This window comes from Candidatus Pseudomonas phytovorans (assembly GCA_029202525.1).
GTDB lineage: Bacteria > Pseudomonadota > Gammaproteobacteria > Pseudomonadales > Pseudomonadaceae > Aquipseudomonas > Aquipseudomonas phytovorans.
On the sequence record CP119325.1, the window covers coordinates 541,648 to 566,453 of the forward strand.

Here is a 24,806-nt window from a genome sequence, read left to right on the forward strand (position 1 = left end):
ACATGTGTGGAATCGTTGGTGCCATTGCCGAGCGCAATATCACAGCCATCCTGATCGAAGGCCTCAAGCGTCTTGAGTACCGCGGCTACGACAGCGCCGGCCTGGCTGTTCTTACCCAAAGCGGTGAACTGCAGCGTCGCCGGCGCATCGGCAAGGTCAGCGAGCTGCAAGCTGCTGTAGCCGCTGAGCCACTGGCTGGCCAGCTGGGTATCGCCCACACCCGTTGGGCTACCCACGGTGCACCGACCGAAGGCAACGCTCACCCGCACTTTTCGGGCAATGAAGTGGCTGTGGTACACAACGGCATCATCGAGAACCACGAAGAACTGCGCGAAGAGCTGAAAGGCCTGGGCTACGTGTTCTCCTCGCAGACCGATACCGAAGTTATCGTCCACCTGATTCACCACACCCTGAAGAGCATTCCGGACCTGGCCGATGCCCTGAAAGCCGCTGTGAAGCGCCTGCATGGCGCCTATGGCCTGGCACTGATCAGCGCCAAGCAGCCTGACCGCCTGGTGGCTGCACGCAGCGGCAGCCCGCTGGTTATCGGCCTGGGCCTGGGCGAAAACTTCCTGGCCTCCGACCAACTGGCGCTGCGTCAGGTCACCGACCGCTTCATGTACCTGGAAGAAGGCGACATCGCTGAAATTCGCCGTGATCAGGTCACCATCTGGGACCAGCAAGGCAACAAGGTCCAGCGCGAAACCGTGCAGTACCATGAAGGCGCCGAAGCTGCCGACAAGGGCACTTATCGCCACTTCATGCTCAAGGAAATCCACGAGCAGCCAAGCGTGGTGCAGCGTACCCTGGAAGGCCGCCTGGGCAATGACCATGTATTGGTTCAGGCCTTCGGCCCGCAGGCTGCCGATCTGTTCGCCAAGGTGCGCAATGTGCAGATCGTTGCCTGTGGTACCAGCTACCACGCGGGTATGGTCGCCCGTTACTGGCTGGAAAGCCTGGCTGGCATTCCGTGCCAGGTGGAAGTGGCCAGCGAATTCCGTTACCGCAAAGTCGTGGTGCAACCGGATACCCTGTTCGTCTCCATCTCGCAGTCCGGCGAAACCGCCGACACCCTGGCTGCGCTGCGCAACGCCAAGGAGTTGGGCTTCCTCGGTAGCCTGGCAATCTGCAACGTGGGCATCAGCTCGCTGGTGCGTGAGTCGGACTTGACCCTGCTGACCCTGGCCGGTCCGGAAATCGGCGTAGCCTCGACCAAAGCTTTCACCACCCAGCTGGTGTCGCTGATGCTGCTGACCTTGGCCCTGGGCCAGGTGCGTGGAACCCTGGAAGCCGGTGTCGAAGCCGAGCTGGTTGAAGAGCTGCGTCGCCTGCCGACCCGCCTGGGCGAAGCCCTGGCCATGGACGCCACGGTTGAGAAAATCGCCGAGCTGTTCGCCGACAAGCACCACACCCTGTTCCTCGGTCGTGGCGCACAGTACCCCGTGGCGATGGAAGGTGCGCTCAAGCTCAAGGAAATTTCCTACATCCACGCCGAAGCCTACCCGGCAGGCGAGCTGAAGCATGGCCCGCTGGCACTGGTGGACAACGACATGCCGGTAGTGACCGTTGCTCCGAACAACGAGCTACTGGAAAAGCTGAAATCCAACCTGCAGGAAGTGCGTGCCCGTGGTGGCGAGTTGGTGGTTTTCGCTGACGAGCACGCTGGCATGACCAATGGTGAAGGCACCCATGTGATCAAGGTGCCGCACATCGTCGATGCACTGGCGCCGATCCTGTACACCATTCCGCTGCAGTTGCTGTCGTACTACGTGGCTGTGCTCAAGGGCACCGACGTAGACCAGCCGCGTAACCTGGCCAAGTCGGTGACAGTCGAGTAAGAGGCCGTCACTGACCAGTTGAAAGCCCTCCACATGGAGGGCTTTTTTCTTTCTTGCAAATAACCTTTAGCTGCGACCGGTTACCGTCAGATCTGCATCGCCATGCCGTCCACATTCATTGCTGCCTGGCGCAAGGCTTCGGAGCGGGTAGGGTGGGGGTGGCAGGTCAGGGCGATATCTTCCGCCGAGGCCGAAAACTCCATGGCCACGCAGAACTCACCGATCATCTCGCTGACACTTGGGCCCACCAGGTGTACGCCCAGTACCTCATCGGTTACGGCATCGGCGAGGACTTTGGCGAAGCCTTCGGTCTCGTGGTTGATCTTGGCGCGGCTGTTGGCGGTGAAGGGGAACTTGCCGACTTTGTAGGCACGCCCTTCGGCTTTGAGCTGCTCTTCGGTCTTGCCCACGGTGGCCAACTCCGGGCGGGTGTAGATCACGCCAGGGATGAGGTTGTAGTTGACCTCGTGTGGCTTGCCGGCAATGCGCTCGATGCAGGCGACTGCTTCGTCTTCGGCCTTGTGCGCCAGCATCGGGCCGGAGGTGACGTCACCAATCACCCAGATGCCTGGTACTGAAGTGCGGTGGTGTTCGTTGCCGAGCATACCGCGCTTGTCGGTTTCCAGGCCCACGCTTTCAAGGTTCAGCCCTTGGGTATACGGGCGGCGGCCGATGGCAACCAGTACGTAGTCAGCCTGCAGTGTTTCTGCGGTGCCGCCTGCGGCCGGCTCCAGGGTCAGGCTCACACCGTCGGCGCTGGCAGTCGCCTGGGTCACCTTGCTGCCCAGCTTGAACACCATCCCTTGCTTGGCCAACGCTTTCTGCAGCGTCCTGGCGGTTTCTTCATCCGTGCCGGGGCAGATGCGGTCGAGGTATTCGATGACGGTAACCTGGCTACCCAGGCGGCGCCATACCGAACCCAGCTCAAGGCCGATCACGCCGGCACCGATGACGACCAGATGCTTCGGTACTTGGGGCAAGGACAACGCGCCGGTCGAGTCGATGATGCGCTGATTGTCGATGGTCACGCCCGGCAGAGGAGTGGGCTCGGAGCCGGTGGCGATGACCACGTCCTTGGCTTGCAGCGCTGTTTCGCTGCCATCTTCAGCCTTGACCACAACCTTGCCAACGCCGTCCAGGCGGCCCCAACCCTTGATCCAGTCGACCTTGTTCTTACGGAACAGGTATTCGATGCCCTTGGTCAGGCCGGTCACGCTCTCGTCCTTCTGTTTCATCATCTGGGCGAGGTTGAGGGTGGGTTTAACTTCGATACCGAGGTGGGCGAACTCTTCACCGCTGGCGGCCTCGTACAGCTCGGACGCATGCAGCAGTGCCTTGGAGGGCATGCAGCCCACGTTCAGGCAAGTGCCGCCCAAGGTCGAGCGGCCTTCCACGCAGGCAACGCTCAGGCCCAGCTGGCCAGCGCGGATGGCTGCGTTGTAGCCGCCAGGGCCACCGCCGATGATCACCACGTCATAGGATTTCATGGGTTCAACTCCAGGATGTAGAAGCGCGAGAGGGGCACAAGGGTAATCTGCGCCCTGAAGATTGTATACAATTCGCGCTATTTTCATGTCCGTAGGTTCTAGACCTCGGTCTTGTTTAGCGGAAAACCTGTGGCAATGAACTACCCTGATCGGGGGGCGTCCGAAAGATATGGCGGGTCGCCAGCCTACCAACGGGAGGGTCATCGATGCTTGCGCAACTTCCACCTGCGTTGCAAAGCCTGCACTTGCCATTGCGTCTCAAGCTGTGGGATGGCAACCAGTTCGATCTTGGGCCAAGCCCGCAGGTCACGATCGTGATCAAGGACCCACAACTCATCAGCCACTTCACCCGCCCGAGCCTGGATGAACTTGGCGAAGCATTTATCGACGGTAAGTTGGAGTTGGAAGGCGATATCGGTGAAGTCATCCGCGTGTGTGATGAACTCAGTGAAGCGTTACTCGGTGGCGAAGATGACGTCTCGCCTATGCGCACTGCCCATGACAAGGACACAGACGCCAACGCCATTTCCTACCACTACGACCTGTCGAACGCGTTTTATCAGCTATGGCTGGATGCTGATATGGCGTACTCCTGCGGTTACTTTCGCGAACCCGACAACACCCTGGCGCAAGCTCAGCAAGACAAGTTCGATCACCTGTGCCGCAAGCTGCGCCTGCAAGCTGGCGAGCACCTGCTGGATGTAGGCTGCGGTTGGGGCGGGTTATCACGCTTCGCTGCGCGTGAATACGGTGCCAAGGTTTTCGGTATCACCCTGAGCAAAGAGCAACTTAGCCTTGCCAGGCAGCGCGTAACGGATGAAGGGCTTGCCGACAGGGTTGATCTGCAGATCCTCGACTACCGCGACCTGCCACAGGATGGCCGTTTCGATAAGGTAGTGAGTGTCGGTATGTTCGAGCATGTGGGTCATGCCAACCTGCCGCTGTACGCCCGGACTTTGTTTGGTGCCGTGCGCGAAGGCGGTGTGGTGATGAACCATGGCATCACCGCCAAGCACCTGGATGGCCGGCCGGTGGGCCGAGGTGCGGGTGAATTCATTGATCGCTACGTATTCCCTAACGGGGAGCTGCCACACTTGTCGATGATCACCGCCAGCATTTGTGAAGCAGGGCTGGAGGTGGTGGATGTGGAGAGCCTGCGGCTGCACTACGCCAAGACCTTGCACCACTGGAGCGAGAACCTGGAAAACCAGTTGCACAAGGCTGCAACGCTGGTGCCCGAGAAGACCTTGCGCATCTGGCGTTTGTACCTGGCCGGGTGCGCCTATGCCTTTGAGAAGGGCAGGATCAATTTGCACCAGATCCTGGCCGTGAAGCCATACGCCGATGGGCATCATGACCTGCCTTGGACACGCGAAGACCTGTACCGGTGAATTAAATTCATAGTACTAGAGCATCACAGAATCGGCGAAATCAGCCGTGCAATTCGCATCCCCAATTGCTGCAGTCGATGAGTATCAAGGCTGTCCTCCGCCGTAATTTCTCGCGACTGTTCAAAGTCATCGAGCAGCATGTGCTCGACCTGGTCGGCGAAACTGCGGTCGACAGTCAGCAGGGTGATCTCGAAATTCAGACGGAACGAGCGGTTGTCCAGGTTGGCACTGCCGATCGCACTGACGTCATCATCCACCAGCACCACCTTCTGATGCAGGAAGCCCGGCTGGTAACGGAACATGCGCACACCTGCGCGAACCGCTTCAAAGGCGAACAGGCTGGAAGCGGCATAGACGATACGGTGGTCTGGCCGTGACGGGATCAGCACGCGAACATCCACCCCACGCAGCACGGCCAGGCGCAGGGCGGCGAACACGGCTTCGTCCGGGATGAAATAGGGGCTGGTGATCCACACCCGCCGGGTGGCTGAATGGATCGCTTCGATGAAGAACAACGAGCAGGTTTCCTGCGGGTCAGCAGGGCCGCTGGCCAAGGCCTGGCACAGCACGCCGTTCTCCGGGTAGGTGTCGGGCAGGATCAGTGGCGGTAGCTGGCGCGTCGCCCAGTACCAGTCCTCAGCAAATGACTCCTGCAGGCAGGCCAGCACCGGCCCGCTGATCTGCACATGGGTGTCGCGCCAGGGGGAAAGTTGAGGATGCTCACCAAGGTATTCGTCACCCACGTTGTGCCCACCGACGAACCCCAGCAGGCCATCCACGACCACGATCTTGCGATGGTTGCGGAAGTTCACCTGGAAGCGGTTGAACCAACCGCGCCGCGTGGCGAAGGCATGGATCTGCACACCACCTTCGCGCAGCCGCTGGCTGTAGCTGGCTGGCAAGGCATGGCTGCCGACGCGGTCATACAGCACGAATACCTGCACACCTTCGCCAGCCTTGCGCAGCAGCAGCTGCTGCAATGCCTTGCCGAGGGTGTCGTCATGAATAATAAAGAACTGCACCAGCACCACGTCGCGGGCTTTTTCGATGGCGGCGAAAATGGCATCGAACGTGGCTTTTCCGTTGATCAGCAACTTTACCTGGTTGTTCGCCAGGCAGGGCATGCGGCCCAGCTTGGGCATGGCCCGCAGGGCTGCGTAGCTTTCTGATTCACGGGCGGTCAGGGCTTCCTCCACCCAAGGCCGCCAGTTGAGGTTGGCCATGGCCACGTGCATTTCCTGGTTGGCCTGGCGCCTGGCCTTGATGTAGGCATAGAACGAGCGCGCGCCAAAAATAAGGTAGGGGATCAAGGTAAGGTAGGGGATGAAGAACAACGGCATGGCCCAGGCAATCGCGCCTTGGGCGGTACGCACCGTGAAGACCGCGTGCAGTGCGGCGACGATACCCAGTAGGTGAATCAGTCCGAGTAGGTAACCAAAAAAGTAGGGGCTGTGGTAATCCATATGCATCCTGCTTGCCGAGTACACTTGAGCTAACAGAACACGTTCCCGGTCCACCTTGCAACCTGAAGGTGGATTTGGCGTCCAAGGTTCAGCCCGGCCCGCTTGGCCGGTTTTTCCAGGAGCGATCGTCCATGAAGATTCGTCTGCCACTGTTGGCGTTGGCCCTAGCTGTGAGCAGCCCGCTGGTGCATGCCCAGGTGCTCCAACCAGGTTTGTGGGAGCTGACCACCAGCAACATGCAGGTCGATGGCAAGCCGTTACCCGACATGCAGTTCATGCTCGGTCAGTTGAAAAACCTGCCGCCAGAGCAGCGCGCGATGATGGAAGGGGTGTTGGCCAAACAAGGGGTGACGGTAGGTGGCAACGGCGTGCGTTCGTGCCTGACGCCAGAGCAGGTGGCAACCAACGACATCCCACTGCAGGATCCGAAGTCAGGCTGCACCCAGAAGATTACCGACCGTACCGGTAATGTGTGGAAGTTCCAGTTCAGCTGCCCCAAGGCACAGGGCACCGGCCAGGCCACCTTCCTCAGTGACCGGGAATTCACCACGCAGGTCAGTGGTACATTCAACGCTTCGGGTGTGCAGCAACAAGGCAGCATGAACACCCGTGCGGTGTGGCTGGGCAATGACTGTGGCACGGTCAAACCGCGCAGCTGACGTCCCAATGCCATTGGCTGGTGGCAACGGCGTCGTGGGCATGCAGGCTCTCTGCATGTTCCACGCGCAGCTTGAAAGCCGTGCTCCATTCCAATTGCCGTAACGCCTTGTGCAGGCGTCGTGCGGCGTCTTCACAGAACATCAGGTTCTGCCCGTTGGCCAAGGCGAACGCTTGCTCGTCCGCCCGTTTCACTGCGGTCTGCACAGCCGTCCCCAAGCTTGCCTCAATGCAATCGATCAATTCGGTGATGGGTAAAACTTGCTCATTGCTGCGCAGCCGTACCTGGGTTTGCGCGGTACTTCGTTGGCTGTGGGGCGTCGCCACAATACCTTCGGCGCTACCAAGCCACTCCAGTATTGCCGATTTTTCAACCTGCTCTTTGCTGAAGTCGTCCATGAATTGCTGCTGAATCAGCTGCCGTGCAAGCGCAGCCGAGCATGGACAGGTAGAGGAATAGGGTACGGAAACAGATAGTTCCACGTGGAACATTTCATTTTCTATCCGTGCATTGACCGTTACGGCATAGCTTTTCCAGCCTGCCAATGGGCTGATCAAGGCCGGCCTTTTTAGCAAATGCTCGAAGCGCAGGCGCAGGTAGGCTGCTGAAGAAAGCCCTTCATGGCTGCTCAGAAAATCAGCCAGTACCTGCCTGATTGCCAGCGGAGTGAGGGGCTGGTGCTCCAGTGACTCCAAGGCAAGGTAAAGCCGCGACATGTGGATGCCGCGGGAATTGCCATCCACCAGGTTTACCCCTGCATCCACTTTGGCAGCTGCGGTTCGCCCTTCGAATTGCACAGGCAAGGCAATTCCGCGCATGCCCACCCAGTCCAGAGGCAAGGTGTACGCCAAGGTTTGTGCAGCGATGTCGGGGAGTTTTAGCTGGGTCATCTGGATTTCCAAACAAAAAGGGGCATCAGTGGCAACCGCCGATCAAGCTGCAATGCAGGTTGAAGCGCTGCCCGCTAGAGCTGGATACGCGGTTCAAGGTGGTCCAGCCAACGCGACGGCTGTAACCCACCCAGGCTTCGCCATCGCTGGCCAGGCCGGTGAAAAACGTGAATGTGCCATAGCGGCTGTTGGTTTGTGCCCACAGGCGCCGGCTGCTGAAGTCGTAACCGCGCAGGTAGAAAGTGCTGCCTTGGCTGCGCACGCTGTAGTAACTGCCCTTGCCATCCTGGCAGGCAAGCAATGTCGCGCTGCGTGTACACACCGCCAAGCTGCTGCTATTTGGCATGGCAAACAGCGAAGTGGGCATGATGAGCAATAACAGCAGCATGGCGCGTGGCAGATTCATTTTTCATCCCCGGTGAGTACTCGTCCGTCGAGAACGGCTTGGCGAAATTGTATTGTTACTTTATAACATTGTGCAATGCATCGTTTCGAATGCGCTCGCCTGAAGAGGTTTTGCCATGTCCACCCGTCTCCCCGTCACCGTTCTGTCTGGCTTCCTTGGCGCCGGCAAGAGCACTTTGCTCAACCATGCGCTGCGTAACCGCGACAACCTGCGGGTCGCGGTCATCGTCAACGACATGAGTGAAATCAACATCGACGCCAGCGAGGTACAACGCAACGTCAGCCTCAACCGCGCTGAAGAGAAACTGGTCGAGATGAGCAACGGCTGCATTTGCTGCACGCTGCGTGAAGATCTGCTCGAAGAAGTGGCGCGGCTGGCCGAAGAGGGGCGCTTCGATTACTTGCTCATCGAGTCCACAGGTATCTCGGAGCCACTTCCGGTGGCCGAAACGTTCACCTTTCGCGACGAGCAGGGCCGCAGCCTTTCCGACATGGCGCGGCTGGACACCATGGTCACTGTCGTCGATGGGCTGAATTTTTTGCGTGATTACCAGGCGGCAGACAGCCTGGCCAGCCATGGCGAAACCTTGGGCGAAGAGGACGAGCGATCGATCAGTGATCTGCTGATCGAGCAGGTGGAGTTCGCCGATGTGCTGTTGCTGAGCAAGATCGACCTGATCAGCCAGCACGAGCGTGAAGAGCTCATGGCTATTTTGCGCAGCCTCAACGCCCGGGCGCAGATCGTGCCCATGGTCATGGGCCAAGTGCCACTGGCGCGCATTCTGGATACTGGGCTGTTCGACTTCGACCAAGCTGCCCAAGCGCCTGGCTGGTTGCAAGAATTGCGCGGCGAGCATGTGCCGGAGACTGAAGAATATGGCATCGCGGCCACGACTTGGCAGGCCAGGCGGCCGCTTCATCCACAACGCTTTTTCGACTTTATCCACATGCCCTGGAGTAATGGTCGGCTGCTGCGTTCGAAGGGTTTTTTCTGGTTGGCCAGCAAGTATCAGGAAGCCGGTAGCTGGTCCCAGGCAGGTGGCATGATGCGCCACGGCCTGGCGGGCCGTTGGTGGCGTTTCGTGCCGCGCGAGCAGTGGCCGCAGGATGTGGATAACACCGCCGAGATCTTGAAACACTGGGCCGCCGAGACCGGTGACTGCCGGCAGGAACTGGTGTTCATCGGGCAGAATATCGACTTCAAAGCGTTATCCACAGCGCTTGATGCTTGCCTGTTGACGGATGAAGAAATGGCTTTGGGGCACATGGGATGGTTGCGCCTGGCCGATCCATTTGGCCCTTGGCAGCAGGAGGCAGCAGCATGATGCCTGCGCGCAACCCTGTGGATATCTTCCAGGTGTCTGGCGAAACCCCGCTGGTATTGACCGACATACTGCAGGACGGTGTGAACCTGGCGGTGTGGCGCCGGCGCTTGCCGCCACAGCTAGAGGATTTTGCCGAGCTGGTAGTCAGCCTTGGGCAATACTTGGCTGACCAGCGCGTGATCGATGTGGACGAGCAGCAGGTGCCGGTCTTGCCTGAATTACTACGAGAAGCGGCGGACTTGCACGGTTACGCAGCATTCGTGGCCGATGTGGCTTGGCTGGTGGCGGCCTATACCTGCCTGGTTGGCGCGCGGCGGGTTGGCTTGCGTCTGCAGGTACTGACCGGGCCCATGTGCCCGCGCTTCCATGTGGATAACGTGCCGGTGCGGCTCCTGACTACCTATGTAGGGCCGGGTAGCGAGTGGTTGCGAGAGCGGGATAGCCCGCGTCGAGAGTTACACACAGCGCAAGTTCCTGTGGATAACATTCAGAAGCTGCAGGTCGGTGAAGTGGCCGTACTAAAGGGCGAGAAGTGGCAGGGCAACGAAGGTGCAGGCCTGGTGCACCGCTCGCCCTCGGGACAGCAAGGGCGCCTGCTGCTCAGCCTTGACTGGTTAGCCTGACGGCGCATAGTGAGCCATCACCCCCGCTTGAAGCCATCTCATGCTGCAGAACATTCCCACCCATGTGATTGCTGGCCCACTGGGGGCCGGCAAGACCACCCTGATCCGCCATCTGCTGGCCCAGCGCCCGGGCAACGAACGCTGGGCGGTATTGATCAATGAATTCGGCCTGGTTGGCCTGGATGCGGCCTTGCTCAGCCGTGACGATGACGGCATCGCCATTGGCGAGGTTGCAGGCGGCTGCCTGTGTTGTGTCAACGGTATGCCGTTCCAGGTGGGACTGGGCCGGTTGCTGCGCAAATCCCGGCCTGACCGGCTGTTCATCGAGCCCTCCGGTCTGGGTCACCCATTGCAGCTGATTGCTCAACTACAGCAGGCCCCGTGGGCTGGAGTGCTGACAATCCAGCCATTGGTCATGGTTGTGGATGCTCAATCCATGGCGCGAAACGAGCCGCTTCCAGAGGCCCAGCAACAGGCTTTCGACGCGTGTGAAAGCGTGATTTTCAACAAGTCAGAGGCTGTGGATGAAATATCTAAAGTGTTGATAACTAATAAATTTACCAACAAGAATATGCTCTGGTCCGTACAAGGTCAGGTGCCTTTATCAAGCCTTGTTGGCTCACCTTCACAGATTGTCGACAGCCCATTTGAGGAAAACAGGATTGTCGACAATCTTGGAGTGCCCCCCACAATATTGTGGACAGACCCCAGCCAGCCGATCTGTCTTGCCCAAGAGGGGGAGGGAGGTTGGAGCATTGGTTGGCGCTGGCACCCCGCACAGCAGTTTTATCCACAGCGGCTACAGGCGTTCTTGCGCAGTTGGCGTTGGCGGCGGGCGAAAGGGGTTATCCACAGCCTGGAGGGCTGGCAATCATTCAATGGGCTCAATGGTGACATGCCCATGTGGCAGCCCAGTGACTGGCGAAGGGATAGCCGTATCGAGCTGATTTTTGATCAGCCGCAATCGCAACCCGCGCTGCAAGCGGGGTTGAGCGACTGCCGCGTCAGTTGATCAGTTGCGCCAGCGATTGTGCTCCTGGCGCCACTGCTGCATCTCGATGACATTGTCGGTGTGTGGCGGGGTCTTGATTTCGAACGGGTAGGGCGCCAGTTCGATCTGTACGCTGTGCGCGCCGAACTGGGTCACGGTACCGGGGTGGCGCTGGTCGCCAGTGACGGTGAACTCGAAGGCATAGATGCGTGCCAGGCGCTTGCGGCCATTGGCATCACGGACAAAGCCGATGCGCTTGAGTGCGACGGCATCGTCGAGCAGCTCGAGGTCGAGCTTGGCGCAGTGCTGTTTGACCCTTTCCAGGGCTTTTTCGCGCAACCCATGGTTGTGCCACAACCAGCCGCCTGCCGTGGCTACCAGCATCAGGACGAAGACGTTCTCCAGGGTCAACATTTGCATATGCTCCAAACAGGTAGATCCAGCTTAACTGCGTCCCTGGCCTGTCGTACAGGTGGCAATCGAGTTCATACTGCGCTGCGCACAATCCTTTGAAACAGCTTTGGAAATCACCCGCATGAAACGTACCCCGCACCTGCTCGCCATCCAGTCCCACGTGGTGTTCGGCCACGCCGGCAACAGCGCCGCGGTGTTTCCCATGCAGCGTATCGGGGTCAATGTCTGGCCGCTCAATACCGTGCAGTTTTCCAATCACACACAGTATGGCCAGTGGGCGGGTGAAGTGCTTGCTCCGGCGCAAATTCCCGCGTTGGTAGAAGGTATTTCCAACATTGGCGAGCTGGGCCACTGCGACGCGGTGCTTTCCGGCTACCTGGGCAGTGCCGAGCAGGGGCGGGCGATCCTGGCGGGCGTCGAGCGGATCAGGGCGGTGAACCCAAAGGCTTTGTACTTGTGTGATCCGGTCATGGGGCACCCGGAGAAGGGTTGCATCGTGCCACCGGAAGTCAGCGAGTTCCTGCTCGACGAAGCGGTGGCCCGGGCCGATATCCTGTGCCCCAACCAGTTGGAGCTGGACAGTTTCTGCGGTCGCCGCGCGCAGTCGCTGGAGGATTGCGTGAACATGGCGCGCAGCCTGCTGCAGCGTGGGCCACAGGTGGTGTTGGTCAAACACCTGGCATACCCCGGGCGGGCCGAAGACCAGTTCGAAATGCTGCTGGTGACCGCCGAGCACAGCTGGCACCTGCGCCGCCCGCTGTTGGCGTTCCCGCGTCAGCCGGTGGGGGTCGGTGACCTGACCTCAGGCCTGTTCCTGGCCCGTGTGCTGCTGGGCGATAACTGGGTGCAGGCATTCGAATTCACCGCTGCAGCCGTGCATGAGGTACTGCTGGAAACCCAGGCATGCGCCAGCTACGAATTGCAGCTGGTACGGGCCCAGGACCGCATCGCCCACCCGCGGGTGCGCTTCGAGGCGCAGTTGCTGGCGCTTTAGACCGCGTCGGTTTTCAGGTCCTGGTAGCGCTTTTCCAGCTCCTGGCGGATCTGACGGCGCTGCTGGCCTTGCAGGAAGCGGCGCTTTTCTTCGCTGCTGTGCGGTTGGCGTGGTGGGACCGGCACCGGGCGGCGGTTGTCGTCGACCGCAACCATGGTGAAGAAGCAGCTATTGGAATGGCGCACCGAGCGCTCGCGGATGTTCTCGGTCACCACTTTGATGCCGACCTCCATCGAGGTGTTGCCGGTGTAGTTGACCGATGCCAGGAAGGTCACCAGTTCACCCACGTGCACGGGCTCGCGGAAGATCACCTGGTCGACCGACAGGGTCACCACGTAGCTGCCGGCATAGCGGCTGGCGCACGCATAGGCCACTTCGTCGAGGTACTTGAGCAGGGTGCCGCCATGTACGTTGCCAGAAAAGTTGGCCATGTCCGGTGTCATCAGGACGGTCATGCTCAGCTGGGCGTTTCCAGGTTCCATAGTGTGCTCACGGTGAGGTTGCGCTGAATCGGGCGAATGGGGGGTGTTATCTGCTGACACTTCTGTTCCCCTCTTTTGAATTTGCCTTGCTGGTACGGGACGTTGGCTGACGCCCCATCGTCACGCTGATCATGCCATCAGCGGCGCTTTTCCAGCCGATCTGTTTCTGCATATTGCACCGGCTTTTTGCGGCGGGGTGCGATGTTAACCTGAGTACGCCCATGCAACATGGGCTTTCCTGCATTCAATACAGTATGTACTTGCTGCTCGCTCGGGATTGCCTTGGCAGAGGAGCGGTCTGCCCAGGCATTCAGAAAAAGACGAGAAAAGGAGTATCACGCCATGCATGCCATCAGCTTCATCCAGGACCTGGCAGTCATCATGCTGGTTGCTGGCGTGGTCACCATTCTGTTTCACCGGCTCAAGCAGCCTGTGGTGCTGGGCTACATTGTCGCCGGCTTCATCATCGGCCCGCACACCCCGCCATTCGGCCTGATCCATGACGAAGACACCATCAAGACCCTGGCCGAACTGGGGGTGATCTTCCTGATGTTCTGCCTGGGGCTCGAATTCAGCCTGCGCAAGCTGTTCAAGGTGGGCGCCACGGCGTTCATCGCGGCGTTCCTGGAAATCGTGCTGATGATCTGGATCGGCTTCGAGATTGGCCGCTGGTTCGGCTGGAACACCATGGATTCGCTGTTCCTCGGCGCTATCCTGGCCATTTCCTCGACCACCATCATCGTCAAGGCACTCAACGACCTGAAGATGAAAAACGAGCGCTTCGCTCAGCTGATTTTCGGCGTGCTGATCGTGGAAGACATCCTCGGTATCGGCATCATCGCCCTACTGTCAGGCATCGCAGTCAGCGGCACGGTCAGTTCGGGCGAAGTGTTCTCCACAGTGGGCAAGCTGTCGCTGTTCATGATTGTTGCCTTGGTCATCGGCATTCTGCTGGTGCCGCGGCTTCTGGCCTATGTGGCCAAGTTCGAAAGCAACGAAATGTTGCTGATTACTGTGCTTGGTCTGTGCTTCGGCTTCTGCCTGTTGGTGGTGAAGCTGGAATACAGCATGGTGCTGGGCGCGTTCCTGATTGGCGCGATCATGGCCGAGTCACGCCAATTGCTGAAGATCGAGCGCCTGATCGAGCCGGTACGCGACCTGTTCAGTGCCATCTTCTTCGTGGCCATCGGCCTTATGATCGACCCTCAGGTACTCGTCGATTACGCCTGGCCGATCGTGGTCATCACCCTGGCGGTGGTACTGGGCAAAATGCTTTCCTGTGGCATGGGCGCGTTCATTGCCGGTAATGACGGGCGCACGTCGCTGCGGGTGGGCATGGGCCTTTCGCAGATTGGCGAGTTCTCTTTCATCATCGCCGCGCTGGGCATGACGTTGCAGGTGACCAGCGACTTCCTTTACCCGGTGGCGGTGGCAGTATCGGCAATCACCACGCTGCTGACGCCATACCTGATTCGTGCAGCCGACCCGCTGTCGCAAAAGCTTGGCAACGTTATGCCCAGCCGGCTGGCGCGGGTGCTTTCGTTGTATGGCGAGTGGTTGCGCAACATCCAGCCACAGGGCGAGAGCGCCATGCTGGCAGCGATGATCAGGCGCATCCTGTTGCAGGTAGGGGTGAACCTGGCGCTGGTGATCGCGATCTTCTTCAGTGGTGGTTACTTTGCAGAGCGTATCGGCAACTGGCTCAGCGAATGGGTGACGGATGCCAGCCAGCAGAAGGCGGTTATCTGGGGGGCGGCGTTGTTGCTGTCATTGCCGTTCCTGATCGCGGCCTATCGCAAGCTCAAGGCACTTTCGATGCTGCTGGCAGAGATGGGCGTGAAGCCGGAAATGGCCGGTCGGCATACCCAGCGTGTGCGCCGGGTGATCGCGGAGGTTATCCCGCTGTTGTCGCTGCTGGTGATTTTCCTGCTGCTGTCGGCATTGTCGGCCAGCATTCTGCCTACCAGTGAGTTGCTGCTGGTCATTGCCGTGGTGGCCGCGGTGGTGGTGGCCTTGTTGTGGCGCTGGTTCATCCGTGTGCACACGCGCATGCAGATTGCCTTGCTGGAGACGCTGGAGAACAGTCGCGAGAATACGCACTGAGGGAGCTAACGCTCCCTGCGCAAGATTTCACCGTCGTCCGAGGGGATGGAGCGGTAGCGATGTCGCCAGGCGCAGAAAGCCTGGCGATTTTAACTAGATTGGTGGCACTAAGCCATAATCATTCATGTGGATGTTTCAGCTCTCCAGCCAGACATCCCGCGCCCAGTGCCACACCGATTCCCAGCTGTCCTCACCGGCAATTTCCTCTTCCGCATCCCACAGCACCACGGTGCCGTCTTCTTCGACGCAGTAGTAGTTGTCGCCGTCCTGGCACAGTGGAATCAGGTCGCGCGGCACGCCGGCATCCCAGGCGTTGGCGGCGACGTCGGGCAGGTAGGTGTGCGATTGCGGGTCGGTGACGGTCACCGGCTCCAGCGAGCCATACACTACGTCGCTGACGGTCAGTAGAAACTCTTTGAACACGAAGGGTATGTTGATGAACAGCTCTTCTTCGATTTCGACCAACTGGTCCTCGTCGGGAAGCTCAAGGGGCACCGGCACTGGCTGATTGGCTTCACGGAGTTGTTCGATCACTTCTTCCACGGTTCACTTCCTCTGACCTAGATGACAACGCTGCGCGTTATACCCTAGTAGGGCACTCTGGCAAAAGCAAAAACCCCGGGACAGGCCCGGGGTTTTTTTGTGCAGCACGCAGCGGTTAGCCGTTTTGACGGATACCGGCGACCAGCCAAGGCTGGTTTTCGCCCTGGGCGCGAACCATGTGCCAGCTTTCGCTGAACACTTCGCCTTGGTCGAAGCGGGAGTTTTTCGACACGCCACGGAAGGTCAGGGTGGCGTCAGTGCGGTCGGCGCGGTCGTCGAGACCGTCCAGTTGCACTTCGAGGTTGTCGATGTAGGTGGCCTGGAAGCCATCACCCAGTTCAGCGCGCTCGCGCTTGAGGAACTCGAGCATTTGCGGCGTGACGAACTCGGCGATCTTGTCCATCTCGTTGGCATCCCAGTGCTGCTGCAGCGACTGGAAGTGGTTGCGAGCGGCGGACAGGAAGCTTTGCTCGTTGAACCAGGCCGGAGCGTTGATCACCGGTGCGGCGGCCGCAGGTGCTGCCGAACCACCAAAGACCGATTGCTGTGCTGGCTGGTTGTGAGCCTCACGCTGCATCGGCGCATGGCCTGGCATGGCCATTTGCGGCTGCTGCTGGCGGCGGCGTGCGGCAATGAAGCGGAACACCAGGAAGGCGATGAGCGCCACGATCAGGAAGTCCATGATCTGGAAGCCTTCGAAACCGTCGCCCATGAACATGGAGGCCAGCAGGCCACCGGCGGCCAGGCCGGCCAGTGGGCCCAACCAGCGCGAAGCACCGCTGGCGGCCGGGGCTGCACGACCAGGTGCGGTCGGTGCGGCGGCAGGCGTGGTTGGCGTGGCTTGGCGGGTCTGGTGGATAGGCGCGGAGCCCGAGCTCTTGCCGCCGCCGAAACGCTTGGCATTGGCGTCCAGGCTCAGCGTCAGGCCAACGCACAGCGCCAGAGCGATGCTAAGAAAACGTTGCATAAGTGGGATATCCCCTGTTGTGGATTGCACGCGCGTCATGGTGCACAGGTTCCCGCGCACATGACCAGCGACATAGTGTTTCGAGCTTTTGCCTGAATGTTACAAGGCCGCCCCGGCAGGGCGGCCCTGGTCTTCAGATGGCCTCGAGCTTGGCATACCCCAGCATCAGCCACTTGCTGCCTTCGGCAAAATTCACCTGCACGCGTGCCTGAGCGCCCGAACCCTCGAAGTTGAGGATCACCCCTTCGCCAAACACTGCATGTTGCACACGCTGGCCGAGGTTGAACGCCGTCTGTGGAATGTTGGCGTTGGCGAACAGGTTGCTGTTGGTGGCCGTCTTGGCCCCACTGAACGGGCGGCTGACGCTGTTGGACAAGCGCACTTCCTGAATCAGGCCTGCCGGAATTTCACGTACGAAACGCGACACCTTGTTGTAGGTCTCGCTGCCATACAGGCGACGTGTTTCGGCGTAGGTCATGACCAGCTGGCGCATGGCGCGAGTAATGCCGACATAGGCCAGGCGGCGTTCCTCTTCGAGGCGGCCGGGTTCTTCCAGGCTCATCTTGTGCGGGAACAGGCCTTCTTCCATGCCCACCAGGAACACATACGGGAACTCCAGGCCCTTGGCGCTGTGCAAGGTCATCAGCTGGACGCTGTCTTCATGCTCGTCGGCCTGTGTGTCGCCAGCTTCGAGCGAGGCATGGCCGAGGAACGCCGACAGCGGCGAGAGGTCGGCGTCTTCGTCGGTGGACTCGAAGTTGCGCGCCGCGCTGACCAGTTCCTCAAGGTTTTCTACCCGTGCCTGGCCCTTTTCACCCTTTTCTTCCTGGTGATAGGTGATCAGCCCGGACTGCTCGATGGTGGTCTGGGTCATGGTATGCAGCGGCATGTCCGTGACCTTGGTAGCCAACCCCTCGATCAGCTCGATGAACGCACCCAAGGCGCTGGCGGCGCGGCCCTTCAGGGCCTTGGCAGCCAGCAGCTGGCACATGGCTTCCCACATCGACACCTGGCTGTGGCGGGCATGGTCGCGGATGGCTTCGACGGTTTTCTCGCCAATGCCGCGTGGCGGCACGTTGATCACCCGCTCCAGGGCCGCATCGTTGCCACGCCCTTCGATCAGCCGCAGGTAAGCCATGGCGTTCTTGATTTCGGCGCGTTCGAAGAAGCGCTGGCCACCATAGATGCGGTAAGGGATTCGCTCTCGCAGCAGGGCCTCTTCCAGCACCCGCGACTGGGCGTTGGAACGGTACAGGATGGCGATTTCGTTACGCGCATTGCCCTGCTTGACCAGGCTTTCGATGGTTTCCACCACATAGCGCGCTTCGTCATGCTCGTTGTAGGCCGCGTACAGGGTCAGCGGTTCGCCTTCGCCCATGTCGGTCCACAATTCTTTGCCCAGGCGCCCGGTGTTGTTGACGATCAGCGCGTTGGCGGCCTTGAGGATGCCGCCGGTGGAGCGGTAGTTCTGCTCAAGGCGGATCATTTCGGCGTCGGGGAAGTCGGCGGTGTACTGGTGAATGTTCTCGATCTTGGCGCCGCGCCAGCCGTAGATCGACTGGTCGTCGTCGCCCACCGCCATCAGGCTGTGGCCACCGCGCGCCAGCAGTCGCAGCCAGGCGTACTGCACGGCGTTGGTGTCCTGGAACTCGTCAACCAGCACGTGGCTGAAGCGCCGCTGGTAATGCTCCAGCAGGCCTGGGTGGTCCCGCCACAGGTCCAGGGCACGCAGCAACAGTTCGGAGAAGTCGATGACTCCGGCACGCTCACAAGCCTGCTCGTAAGCGGTATAGACCTCGCGCATGGTCGCCAGGTACAGGTCGCCGCCAGCCTGTATATGCTGCGGGCGCAGGCCTTCGTCCTTCTGCCCGTTGATGAACCACTGGGCCTGGCGCGCTGGCCACTTCTGCTCGTCCAGGCCCAGCTCGCGCATGACCCGCTTGACCAGGCGCTGCTGGTCATCGCTGTCGAGAATCTGGAAGTTCTGCGCCAGGCGCGCTTCCTGCCAGTGGGCCCGCAGCAGGCGATGGGCCAGGCCGTGGAAGGTACCGACCCACATGCCTGCCGGGTTGATCCCGAGAAGTTGCTCGATCCGATGGCGCATTTCTGCCGCAGCCTTGTTGGTGAAGGTCACCGACAGGATCGAGTGTGGCGATGCTTGCTCCACCTGGATCAGCCAGGCGATGCGGTGCACCAGCACGCGGGTTTTACCGGAGCCGGCGCCAGCAAGCACCAGTTGACGCCCGAGCTTGGCCGCGACGGCCTGGCGTTGAGCATCGTTAAGGGAGTTCAGCAGGAGGGAGAGGTCATCTGTGTGCATCGGGCCATTCTAGGGCGCAGCAGGGGAAGGGTAAATGGCACTGTATGAATATTCACCCTCTGATGCGGCGATCGGTAGCTCGCGCCTGGCACAAAGCGGCCACGACAGGCTGTTCGCCTGCGTGGCCGCCAGTCGGCATCAGTGGGTTTCGATGATCTCGGTGATGGTGCCGATCAATTTACCCTCGTGGAAAATATCCACTTTCGGGATTGGGCCATGCTCGCCCGGCAGTTCAATGCGCACTTCCTTGTCGCAGACGACTTGATTGAAGATGCCTTCCTCTCGTTTCAGCTCAAGCTCCAGGGCAAGTGCAAAGGATTTGTCCTGGATGGCGCGCTTGACCAGTACCGGTACCACGCCTGGATGCCCCACGGTGATTGTGCCGTGCACCCGCAGGCGAGCGCCTGGCGGCATCTTGTCGTGCTGGGCTTTCCAGTTTTTGCATTCGATGATCATGTCGATATTCCTGTCTTGGGAAGGGCGGTATGCACCTTCCGGGCGACAGATTGCTTGCAGCGCCTATCCGCAACGCAGAGCGAAGCGCTTCAGCTGTGCCAGTGCCTGCCATGCCTGGCCAGGAGGCTGGCGGCCTGTTCCGGGCCATTGCTCCCGGCGGCATAGTGGCGTGGCGCCTGAAAGTGCTCCTGCCAACCCTTTATCACCGGGTCGACCCAGTGCCAGGCCGCTTCCACTTCATCGCGGCGCATGAACAGTGTCGAATCACCCTCAACGATGTCCAGCAGCAGGCGTTCGTAAGCTTCCCAGCGGCGCGTCTGGCTGAATACCTGGGCCAGGTTCAGGTCCAGCTCGACCGGTTCCAGGCGCATGCCCTTGCCCGGGCTCTTGGTCATCATGCGCAGGCTGATGCGCTCGTCCGGTTGCAGCTGGATCAACAGCTGGTTGGCCTGGCCACCGCTGAACAGCTCGTGAGGCACCGGCTTGAACTGGATGACGATCTGCGACGAGCGCCGCGCCATGCGTTTGCCGGTGCGCAGGTAGAAGGGCACACCTGCCCAGCGCCAGTTGTCGATGTGCGCCTCGATGGCCACGAAGGTCTCGGTATCGCTGTCGTTGTCGACGTCCTTTTCAAAGTAATAGGCCGGCACCTCCTGGCCGCCGATGTGCCCGGCCCCGTACTGTCCGCGCACTGTCTTGTCTTGCACGTCCTGGCCTGTGATCGGCTTGAGGGCCCGGAGGATCTTGACCTTTTCGTCACGCACCGCTTCAGCCTCGAATTGCGCAGGTGGCTCCATGGCCACCAGGCACAGCAGCTGCAGCAGGTGGTTCTGCAGCATGTCGCGGGTTGCTCCGGCGCGGTCGTAATAGCCGCCGCGGTTCTCTACTCCCAGAGTCTCGCAAACGCTGATCTGTACGTGGTCGACCTGGTTGTTGCGCCACACCGGCTCCAGCAGGGCATTGGCGAAGCGCAGGGCCATCAGGTTCTGTACGGTTTCCTTGCCCAGGTAGTGGTCGATGCGAAATACCTGGTTTTCATCAAACACTGCGCCAATCGCTTCGTTGATGGCGGTGGCCGAGGCCAATGAGTGGCCGATCGGCTTTTCCAGCACGATGCGCGCCTCGGGGTCGGCCATGCCGGCGTTGCGCAGGTGGTTGGCAATCGGCACGAACAGGTTGGGAGCGGTGGCCAGGTAGAAGATGCGCGTCAGCCCGCCGGGCTCGCCCAGGTAGCGTGCCAGGCGGCCAAAGTCGGCACTTTGCGAAGCATCCATGGCGAAGTAGTCAAGCCGGGCAGAAAACCGCTGCCAGACCTCTTCGTCGAAGTCATTGCGGGCAATCTGTGCCCGGCAGTGGCGCTCGGCGAGCTTCAGATATTCGATGCGAGGCAGGTTGCGCCGAGCCAGCGCGATGATGCGCACGGCATTGTTCAGACGGGCCTCGCGAAACAGGTGGTAGAGCGCCGGAAGCAATTTGTGCAGGGCCAGATCGCCGGTGCCGCCGAAGACCAGAATGTCGCAAGGAATAGTCAAACCGCCACTCTCCACGTTCGTTTAACTGGGCGGGTTGGCGTCCATGTAGTATAACTACAAGAAAGCTACAACCCGGCCAGCCGATCATAACCGAGTCCAGCCCGTGAATCTGTTGCAACATATCGCCCAATCGCGCCACCTGCTGCGCAAATCGGAACTCAAAGTGGCCGACCATGTGCTGCTCGACCCGGCTGCGGTCATGCACAGCTCCATGGCCGACCTGGCGCACAGCGTGGGCATCAGCGAACCGACCATCGTGCGTTTTTGCCGGGCCATTGGTTGTTCGGGCTTTCAGGACCTGAAGTTGAAACTGGCGCAGAGCCTGGCCGCCGGGGCCAGTTTTGGCCAGTTCGCCATCCATGAAGACGACTCGGTTGCCGACTACAGCCTGAAGATTTTCGACACTACCCTGCACACGCTGATGGAAGTGCGCGAGCACCTTGACCCGCATGCGCTGCAACAGGCCGTGGGCGCCATGGCCCAGGCGCAACGTGTGGAGTTTTATGGCTTTGGCGCATCCGGCGCGGTAGCGGCAGACGCCCAGCACAAGTTCTTCCGCCTGCTGCTCAGTGCGGCCGCGTACTCCGACCCGCACATGCAAGCGATGTCGGCAGTTACCCTGAAGCCAGGCGATGTGGCGGTATGTATCTCCCAGTCGGGCCGCTCCAAGGACTTGCTGATCACGGCAAACCTGGTGCGTGAAAGCGGCGCCAGCCTGATTACTCTGTGCCCAAGCCAGACGCCGCTGGCCGAGCTGTCCACGGTCAACCTGGCGATCGACGTGCACGAAGATACCGAAATCTACACCCCGCTGACCTCACGCATCGCCCACCTGGTGGTGATCGACGTGTTGGCCATGGGCGTGGCCATGGCGCGTGGCCCAAGCCTGGTCAACCACCTGAAAAGCGTTAAGCGCAGCTTGCGCAGCCTGCGTTTGTCGCCTAAGTCGATCAAGGCTACAGACGACTGATCTTTATTGCCTGTACCGGCCTCTTCGCGGGCTTGCCCGCTCCCACAGGAATTGTGCCGACTTCAAGAGGTGCACATTACCTGTGGGAGCGGGCGAGCCCGCGAATGGGCCAGTACAGGCGTTGAAGATTCACGATTCTGTCACCACTCCTCCGTCAAAACGTAAACCATCAAGGCCAGTCTGAAACTCCCGCATCCTATCTGGGAGACAGGCAATGGCACGTGACCACGACGGTATCTACCAACCCAACGCCAAGGCTCGCAAGCAGCAGGAAAAGGATCAGCGCCGGATGGAATACCGCCGCGCGATCGAGACCTATTGCGACCAACGTCAACTGCTGCGCGACCTGGTGGATTACCCCGAGTTGCAAGCGCTCACAGTGTGGCAGTCTTCAGTGGCAACTTCCCCGAAAAACGCTCAACAAGTGCACTGATCAACGCACGTTCGCTGCGAATGAACGCCAGAAATGCCAAGGCCACCGGCGACTGCCGCTTGGCCTTGGCCTGCACCACGCACCAACTGCGGTACAGCGGCAGCTCTTCCACCGGTAGCTCCTTCAGCGCACCGGTGGCCAGCTCCAGGTTGACTGCATGGCGGGTCAGCAGGGCAATGCCCAAGCCAGCGATCACACATTCGCGCTGGGCATCGGCCGAGGCCACTTCCAGGGTCTGGGTGAAATGCACGCGTTTGTCCTTGAAATACTCCTCGCAGGCCTTGCGCGTGCCTGAACCCTGTTCGCGTACCAGCAGGGTATGAGGCTCCAGATCTTGCAGGCGCAGCTGCTCCAGCTTGCACAGCGGGTGCTCGGGCGGTGCCACCGCAATGATCGGGTTATTGAGAAACGGCAGAAACTCCAGGCCCATGTCCTGCGGCACCATCGACATGATGATCAGGTCGTCGCGGTTATCCGAAAGGCGGCGGATGGCCTGGGCGCGATTGACCACCGTCAGGGTCAGGTTGACCTCCGGGTGACGCTGCTTGAAGGCGGCGAACAGGTGTGGCACGAAGTACTTGGCGCTGGACTCGATCGCCAGTTTGAGCTGCCCTTGCAGTGAGCCCTGCATGTCCGACAGTTGCATGTCCAGGCTCTCGAGGCGGCCGAAGATGTCGCGGCTGGCGCGTTGCAGGGCTTCTGCCGCTTCGGTCAGGTAGAGCTTTTTGCCCACGTACTCGAACAGCGGCTGGCCGATCAGCTCTTCAAGCTGGCGGATCTGTAGACTAACGGCGGGTTGTGTCAGTGACATCTCCTCCGCCGCCCGGCTGTACGAGCGCAAATCGCACACCTCATTGAAGATCTGCAATTGACGTAAAGTCATACGCATCAAAGACTTACGCATTTTTTATTCGCCCTTCGGCAACACCTTGTTACCGCACTATAAGCTTTTGCTAATACTGCCTCTAACAAATATTGATTTTTGTTTATCGTCCTACAGCGCTAGGGTAATTGTGCGACTGGCCAGCAACGCTTGGTCACGCGCCGACCGGTAGAACCGGATCGACTGTTCCTACGGCTTTGGGAAGACTCCAGTGATAAAAAAAATCCTGATCGCCAACCGAGGTGAAATCGCAGTTCGGATCGTGCGTGCCTGCGCCGAGATGGGCATACGCTCGGTAGCGATCTTTTCCGACGCCGATCGGCACGCCTTGCACGTCAAGCGCGCCGACGAAGCCCACAGCATTGGTGCCGAGCCACTGGCCGGTTACCTGAACCCGCGCAAGCTGGTGAACCTGGCTGTGGAAACCGGCTGTGATGCCCTGCACCCGGGCTACGGTTTCCTGTCGGAAAACGCTGAACTGGCAGAGATCTGCGCTGAACGCGGAATCAAGTTCATCGGCCCGTCCGCCGACGTGATTCGCCGCATGGGTGACAAGACCGAAGCACGCCGTACCATGATCGCTGCCGGAGTGCCGGTAACCCCGGGCACTGAAGGCAACGTTGCCGATATTCATGAAGCCCTGAGCGAGGGTGAGCGCATCGGTTACCCGGTGATGCTCAAGGCCACCTCCGGTGGTGGCGGCCGCGGTATTCGCCGTTGCAACAGCCGCGAAGAGTTGGAACAGAACTTCCCACGGGTGATTTCCGAGGCCACCAAGGCCTTCGGTTCGGCCGAAGTGTTTTTGGAAAAGTGCATCGTCAACCCCAAGCACATCGAGGCGCAGATTCTCGGTGACAGCTTTGGCAACGTGGTGCACCTGTTCGAGCGTGATTGCTCGATCCAGCGCCGCAACCAGAAACTCATCGAAATCGCCCCGAGCCCCCAGCTTACCCCCGAACAGCGCGCCTACATTGGCGACTTGTCGGTGCGTGCGGCCAAGGCGGTGAACTACGAGAACGCCGGTACCGTGGAGTTTTTGCTCGCCGATGGCGAAGTGTACTTCATGGAAATGAACACCCGGGTGCAGGTGGAACACACCATCACCGAGGAAATCACCGGTATCGACATCGTTCGTGAGCAGATTCGCATTGCCTCGGGCCTGCCGCTGTCGGTGAAGCAGGAAGATATACAGCACCGCGGCTACGCGCTGCAGTTCCGGATTAACGCCGAAGACCCGAAAAACAACTTCCTGCCCAGCTTCGGCAAGATCACCCGTTACTACGCCCCCGGCGGCCCAGGCGTGCGCACCGACACGGCGATCTACACCGGTTACACCATTCCGCCGTACTACGACTCCATGTGCCTGAAACTGGTGGTATGGGCATTGACCTGGGAAGAAGCCATGGACCGCGGCCTGCGGGCCCTGGACGACATGCGCTTGCAAGGGGTGAAGACCACCGCCGCGTACTACCAGGAAATCCTGCGCAACCCAGAATTCCGTAGCGGCCAGTTCAACACCAGCTTCGTAGAAAGCCACCCTGAACTGACCAACTACTCGATCAAGCGCAAACCCGAAGAGCTGGCCCTGGCCATCGCCGCCGCCATCGCCGCCCACGCAGGCCTGTGAGGAAACTTATA

General features: G+C 60.2%; 23 protein-coding genes. 11 read left to right on the forward strand and 12 right to left on the reverse strand.

The features are described 5' to 3' along the window. Window positions 1–2: 2 nt before the first annotated feature. On the forward strand, window positions 3–1,838 hold the full coding sequence (gene glmS / locus P0Y58_02355) for a glutamine--fructose-6-phosphate transaminase (isomerizing) (GenBank protein ID WEK31050.1): 1,836 nt from the start codon (window positions 3–5) through the stop codon (window positions 1,836–1,838). An 86-nt stretch (window positions 1,839–1,924) separates the two neighbouring features. Here the strand turns inward: glmS and lpdA are convergent, their stop codons facing one another. After that, window positions 1,925–3,325: a dihydrolipoyl dehydrogenase gene (lpdA, locus tag P0Y58_02360; GenBank protein WEK31051.1), complete on the reverse strand. Its 1,401-nt coding sequence runs from the start codon at window positions 3,323–3,325 to the stop codon at window positions 1,925–1,927. 206 nt (window positions 3,326–3,531) lie between these two features. Between lpdA and cfaB the strand changes: the two genes are divergently transcribed. Beyond that, window positions 3,532–4,716, forward strand: a complete 1,185-nt coding sequence (gene cfaB / locus P0Y58_02365; protein WEK31052.1) for a C17 cyclopropane fatty acid synthase CfaB — start codon at window positions 3,532–3,534, stop codon at window positions 4,714–4,716. A gap of 23 nt (window positions 4,717–4,739) precedes the next feature. Here cfaB and cls read toward each other — a convergent pair whose 3' ends face one another. After that, a complete protein-coding gene (gene cls / locus P0Y58_02370) occupies window positions 4,740–6,179 on the reverse strand; it encodes a cardiolipin synthase (protein ID WEK31053.1) in 1,440 nt (479 codons plus the stop codon). Window positions 6,180–6,310: 131 nt separating this feature from the next. Here cls and P0Y58_02375 point away from each other — a divergent pair, with 131 nt between their 5' ends. Continuing rightward, the gene (locus P0Y58_02375; protein ID WEK31054.1) at window positions 6,311–6,838 is read left to right on the forward strand and encodes a DUF3617 domain-containing protein; all 528 of its coding nucleotides are present in this window, start codon (window positions 6,311–6,313) and stop codon (window positions 6,836–6,838) included. Here the strand turns inward: P0Y58_02375 and folE2 are convergent. Together folE2 and P0Y58_02385 are read right to left on the reverse strand one after the other, a co-directional pair. Further along, window positions 6,822–7,727, reverse strand: a complete 906-nt coding sequence (folE2, locus tag P0Y58_02380) for a GTP cyclohydrolase FolE2 (protein WEK31055.1) — start codon at window positions 7,725–7,727, stop codon at window positions 6,822–6,824. The genes P0Y58_02375 and folE2 overlap by 17 nt on opposite strands. Window positions 7,728–7,752: 25 nt before the next feature. Then, window positions 7,753–8,133 (reverse strand): glutamine synthetase, encoded by a 381-nt coding sequence (locus P0Y58_02385; protein ID WEK31056.1) that lies wholly within the window; start codon window positions 8,131–8,133, stop codon window positions 7,753–7,755. A 115-nt stretch (window positions 8,134–8,248) separates the two neighbouring features. Between P0Y58_02385 and zigA the strand changes: the two genes are divergently transcribed. From zigA to P0Y58_02400, 3 genes are read left to right on the forward strand one after another with little or no spacing between them, the layout of a single operon-like run. Continuing rightward, window positions 8,249–9,457: a zinc metallochaperone GTPase ZigA gene (zigA, locus tag P0Y58_02390; protein ID WEK31057.1), complete on the forward strand. Its 1,209-nt coding sequence runs from the start codon at window positions 8,249–8,251 to the stop codon at window positions 9,455–9,457. After that, complete coding sequence (locus P0Y58_02395; GenBank protein ID WEK31058.1) at window positions 9,454–10,080, forward strand: DUF1826 domain-containing protein; 627 nt, start codon at window positions 9,454–9,456, stop codon at window positions 10,078–10,080. Before zigA ends, P0Y58_02395 begins: the two co-directional genes overlap by 4 nt. Before the next feature lie 40 nt (window positions 10,081–10,120). Beyond that, window positions 10,121–11,092, forward strand: coding sequence for a CobW family GTP-binding protein (locus tag P0Y58_02400; GenBank protein WEK31059.1), 972 nt, complete (start codon window positions 10,121–10,123; stop codon window positions 11,090–11,092). On the opposite strand, the gene P0Y58_02405 is transcribed toward P0Y58_02400, so the two are convergent. Then, window positions 11,093–11,485, reverse strand: a complete 393-nt coding sequence (locus P0Y58_02405) for a DUF3301 domain-containing protein (protein WEK31060.1) — start codon at window positions 11,483–11,485, stop codon at window positions 11,093–11,095. Window positions 11,486–11,606: 121 nt separating this feature from the next. Here P0Y58_02405 and pdxY point away from each other — a divergent pair, with 121 nt between their 5' ends. Beyond that, window positions 11,607–12,479 (forward strand): pyridoxal kinase PdxY, encoded by an 873-nt coding sequence (gene pdxY, locus P0Y58_02410; GenBank protein WEK31061.1) that lies wholly within the window; start codon window positions 11,607–11,609, stop codon window positions 12,477–12,479. Here pdxY and P0Y58_02415 read toward each other — a convergent pair. Then, window positions 12,476–12,961 (reverse strand): acyl-CoA thioesterase, encoded by a 486-nt coding sequence (locus tag P0Y58_02415; protein ID WEK31062.1) that lies wholly within the window; start codon window positions 12,959–12,961, stop codon window positions 12,476–12,478. The genes pdxY and P0Y58_02415 overlap by 4 nt on opposite strands. Window positions 12,962–13,303: 342 nt before the next feature. On the opposite strand from P0Y58_02415, the gene P0Y58_02420 reads away from it, so the two are divergent. After that, window positions 13,304–15,064: a cation:proton antiporter gene (locus P0Y58_02420; GenBank protein WEK31063.1), complete on the forward strand. Its 1,761-nt coding sequence runs from the start codon at window positions 13,304–13,306 to the stop codon at window positions 15,062–15,064. Window positions 15,065–15,199: 135 nt separating this feature from the next. Here the strand turns inward: P0Y58_02420 and P0Y58_02425 are convergent, their stop codons facing one another. The 5 genes from P0Y58_02425 to zwf form a co-directional block, all read right to left on the reverse strand. Next, the gene (locus tag P0Y58_02425) at window positions 15,200–15,607 is read right to left on the reverse strand and encodes an SMI1/KNR4 family protein (protein ID WEK31064.1); all 408 of its coding nucleotides are present in this window, start codon (window positions 15,605–15,607) and stop codon (window positions 15,200–15,202) included. Between the two features lie 115 nt (window positions 15,608–15,722). Beyond that, window positions 15,723–16,574: a TIM44-like domain-containing protein gene (locus tag P0Y58_02430; GenBank protein WEK31065.1), complete on the reverse strand. Its 852-nt coding sequence runs from the start codon at window positions 16,572–16,574 to the stop codon at window positions 15,723–15,725. 133 nt (window positions 16,575–16,707) lie between these two features. Next, entirely contained in the window at window positions 16,708–18,894 is a 2,187-nt protein-coding gene (uvrD, locus tag P0Y58_02435) for a DNA helicase II (protein ID WEK31066.1), read from the reverse strand. 138 nt (window positions 18,895–19,032) lie between these two features. Continuing rightward, entirely contained in the window at window positions 19,033–19,350 is a 318-nt protein-coding gene (locus P0Y58_02440) for a hypothetical protein (protein WEK31067.1), read from the reverse strand. Between the two features lie 89 nt (window positions 19,351–19,439). Next, entirely contained in the window at window positions 19,440–20,882 is a 1,443-nt protein-coding gene (gene zwf, locus P0Y58_02445; protein WEK31068.1) for a glucose-6-phosphate dehydrogenase, read from the reverse strand. A gap of 103 nt (window positions 20,883–20,985) precedes the next feature. On the opposite strand from zwf, the gene hexR reads away from it, so the two are divergent. Beyond that, window positions 20,986–21,852, forward strand: coding sequence for a transcriptional regulator HexR (hexR, locus tag P0Y58_02450; GenBank protein WEK31069.1), 867 nt, complete (start codon window positions 20,986–20,988; stop codon window positions 21,850–21,852). Between the two features lie 214 nt (window positions 21,853–22,066). Beyond that, a complete protein-coding gene (locus P0Y58_02455) occupies window positions 22,067–22,285 on the forward strand; it encodes a hypothetical protein (protein WEK31070.1) in 219 nt (72 codons plus the stop codon). On the opposite strand, the gene P0Y58_02460 is transcribed toward P0Y58_02455, so the two are convergent. Further along, entirely contained in the window at window positions 22,227–23,189 is a 963-nt protein-coding gene (locus P0Y58_02460; protein WEK31071.1) for a LysR family transcriptional regulator, read from the reverse strand. The two genes, P0Y58_02455 and P0Y58_02460, sit on opposite strands and share 59 nt — an antisense overlap. Before the next feature lie 190 nt (window positions 23,190–23,379). Here P0Y58_02460 and P0Y58_02465 point away from each other — a divergent pair, with 190 nt between their 5' ends. Further along, on the forward strand, window positions 23,380–24,795 hold the full coding sequence (locus P0Y58_02465; protein ID WEK31072.1) for an acetyl-CoA carboxylase biotin carboxylase subunit: 1,416 nt from the start codon (window positions 23,380–23,382) through the stop codon (window positions 24,793–24,795). Window positions 24,796–24,806: the final 11 nt, after the last annotated feature.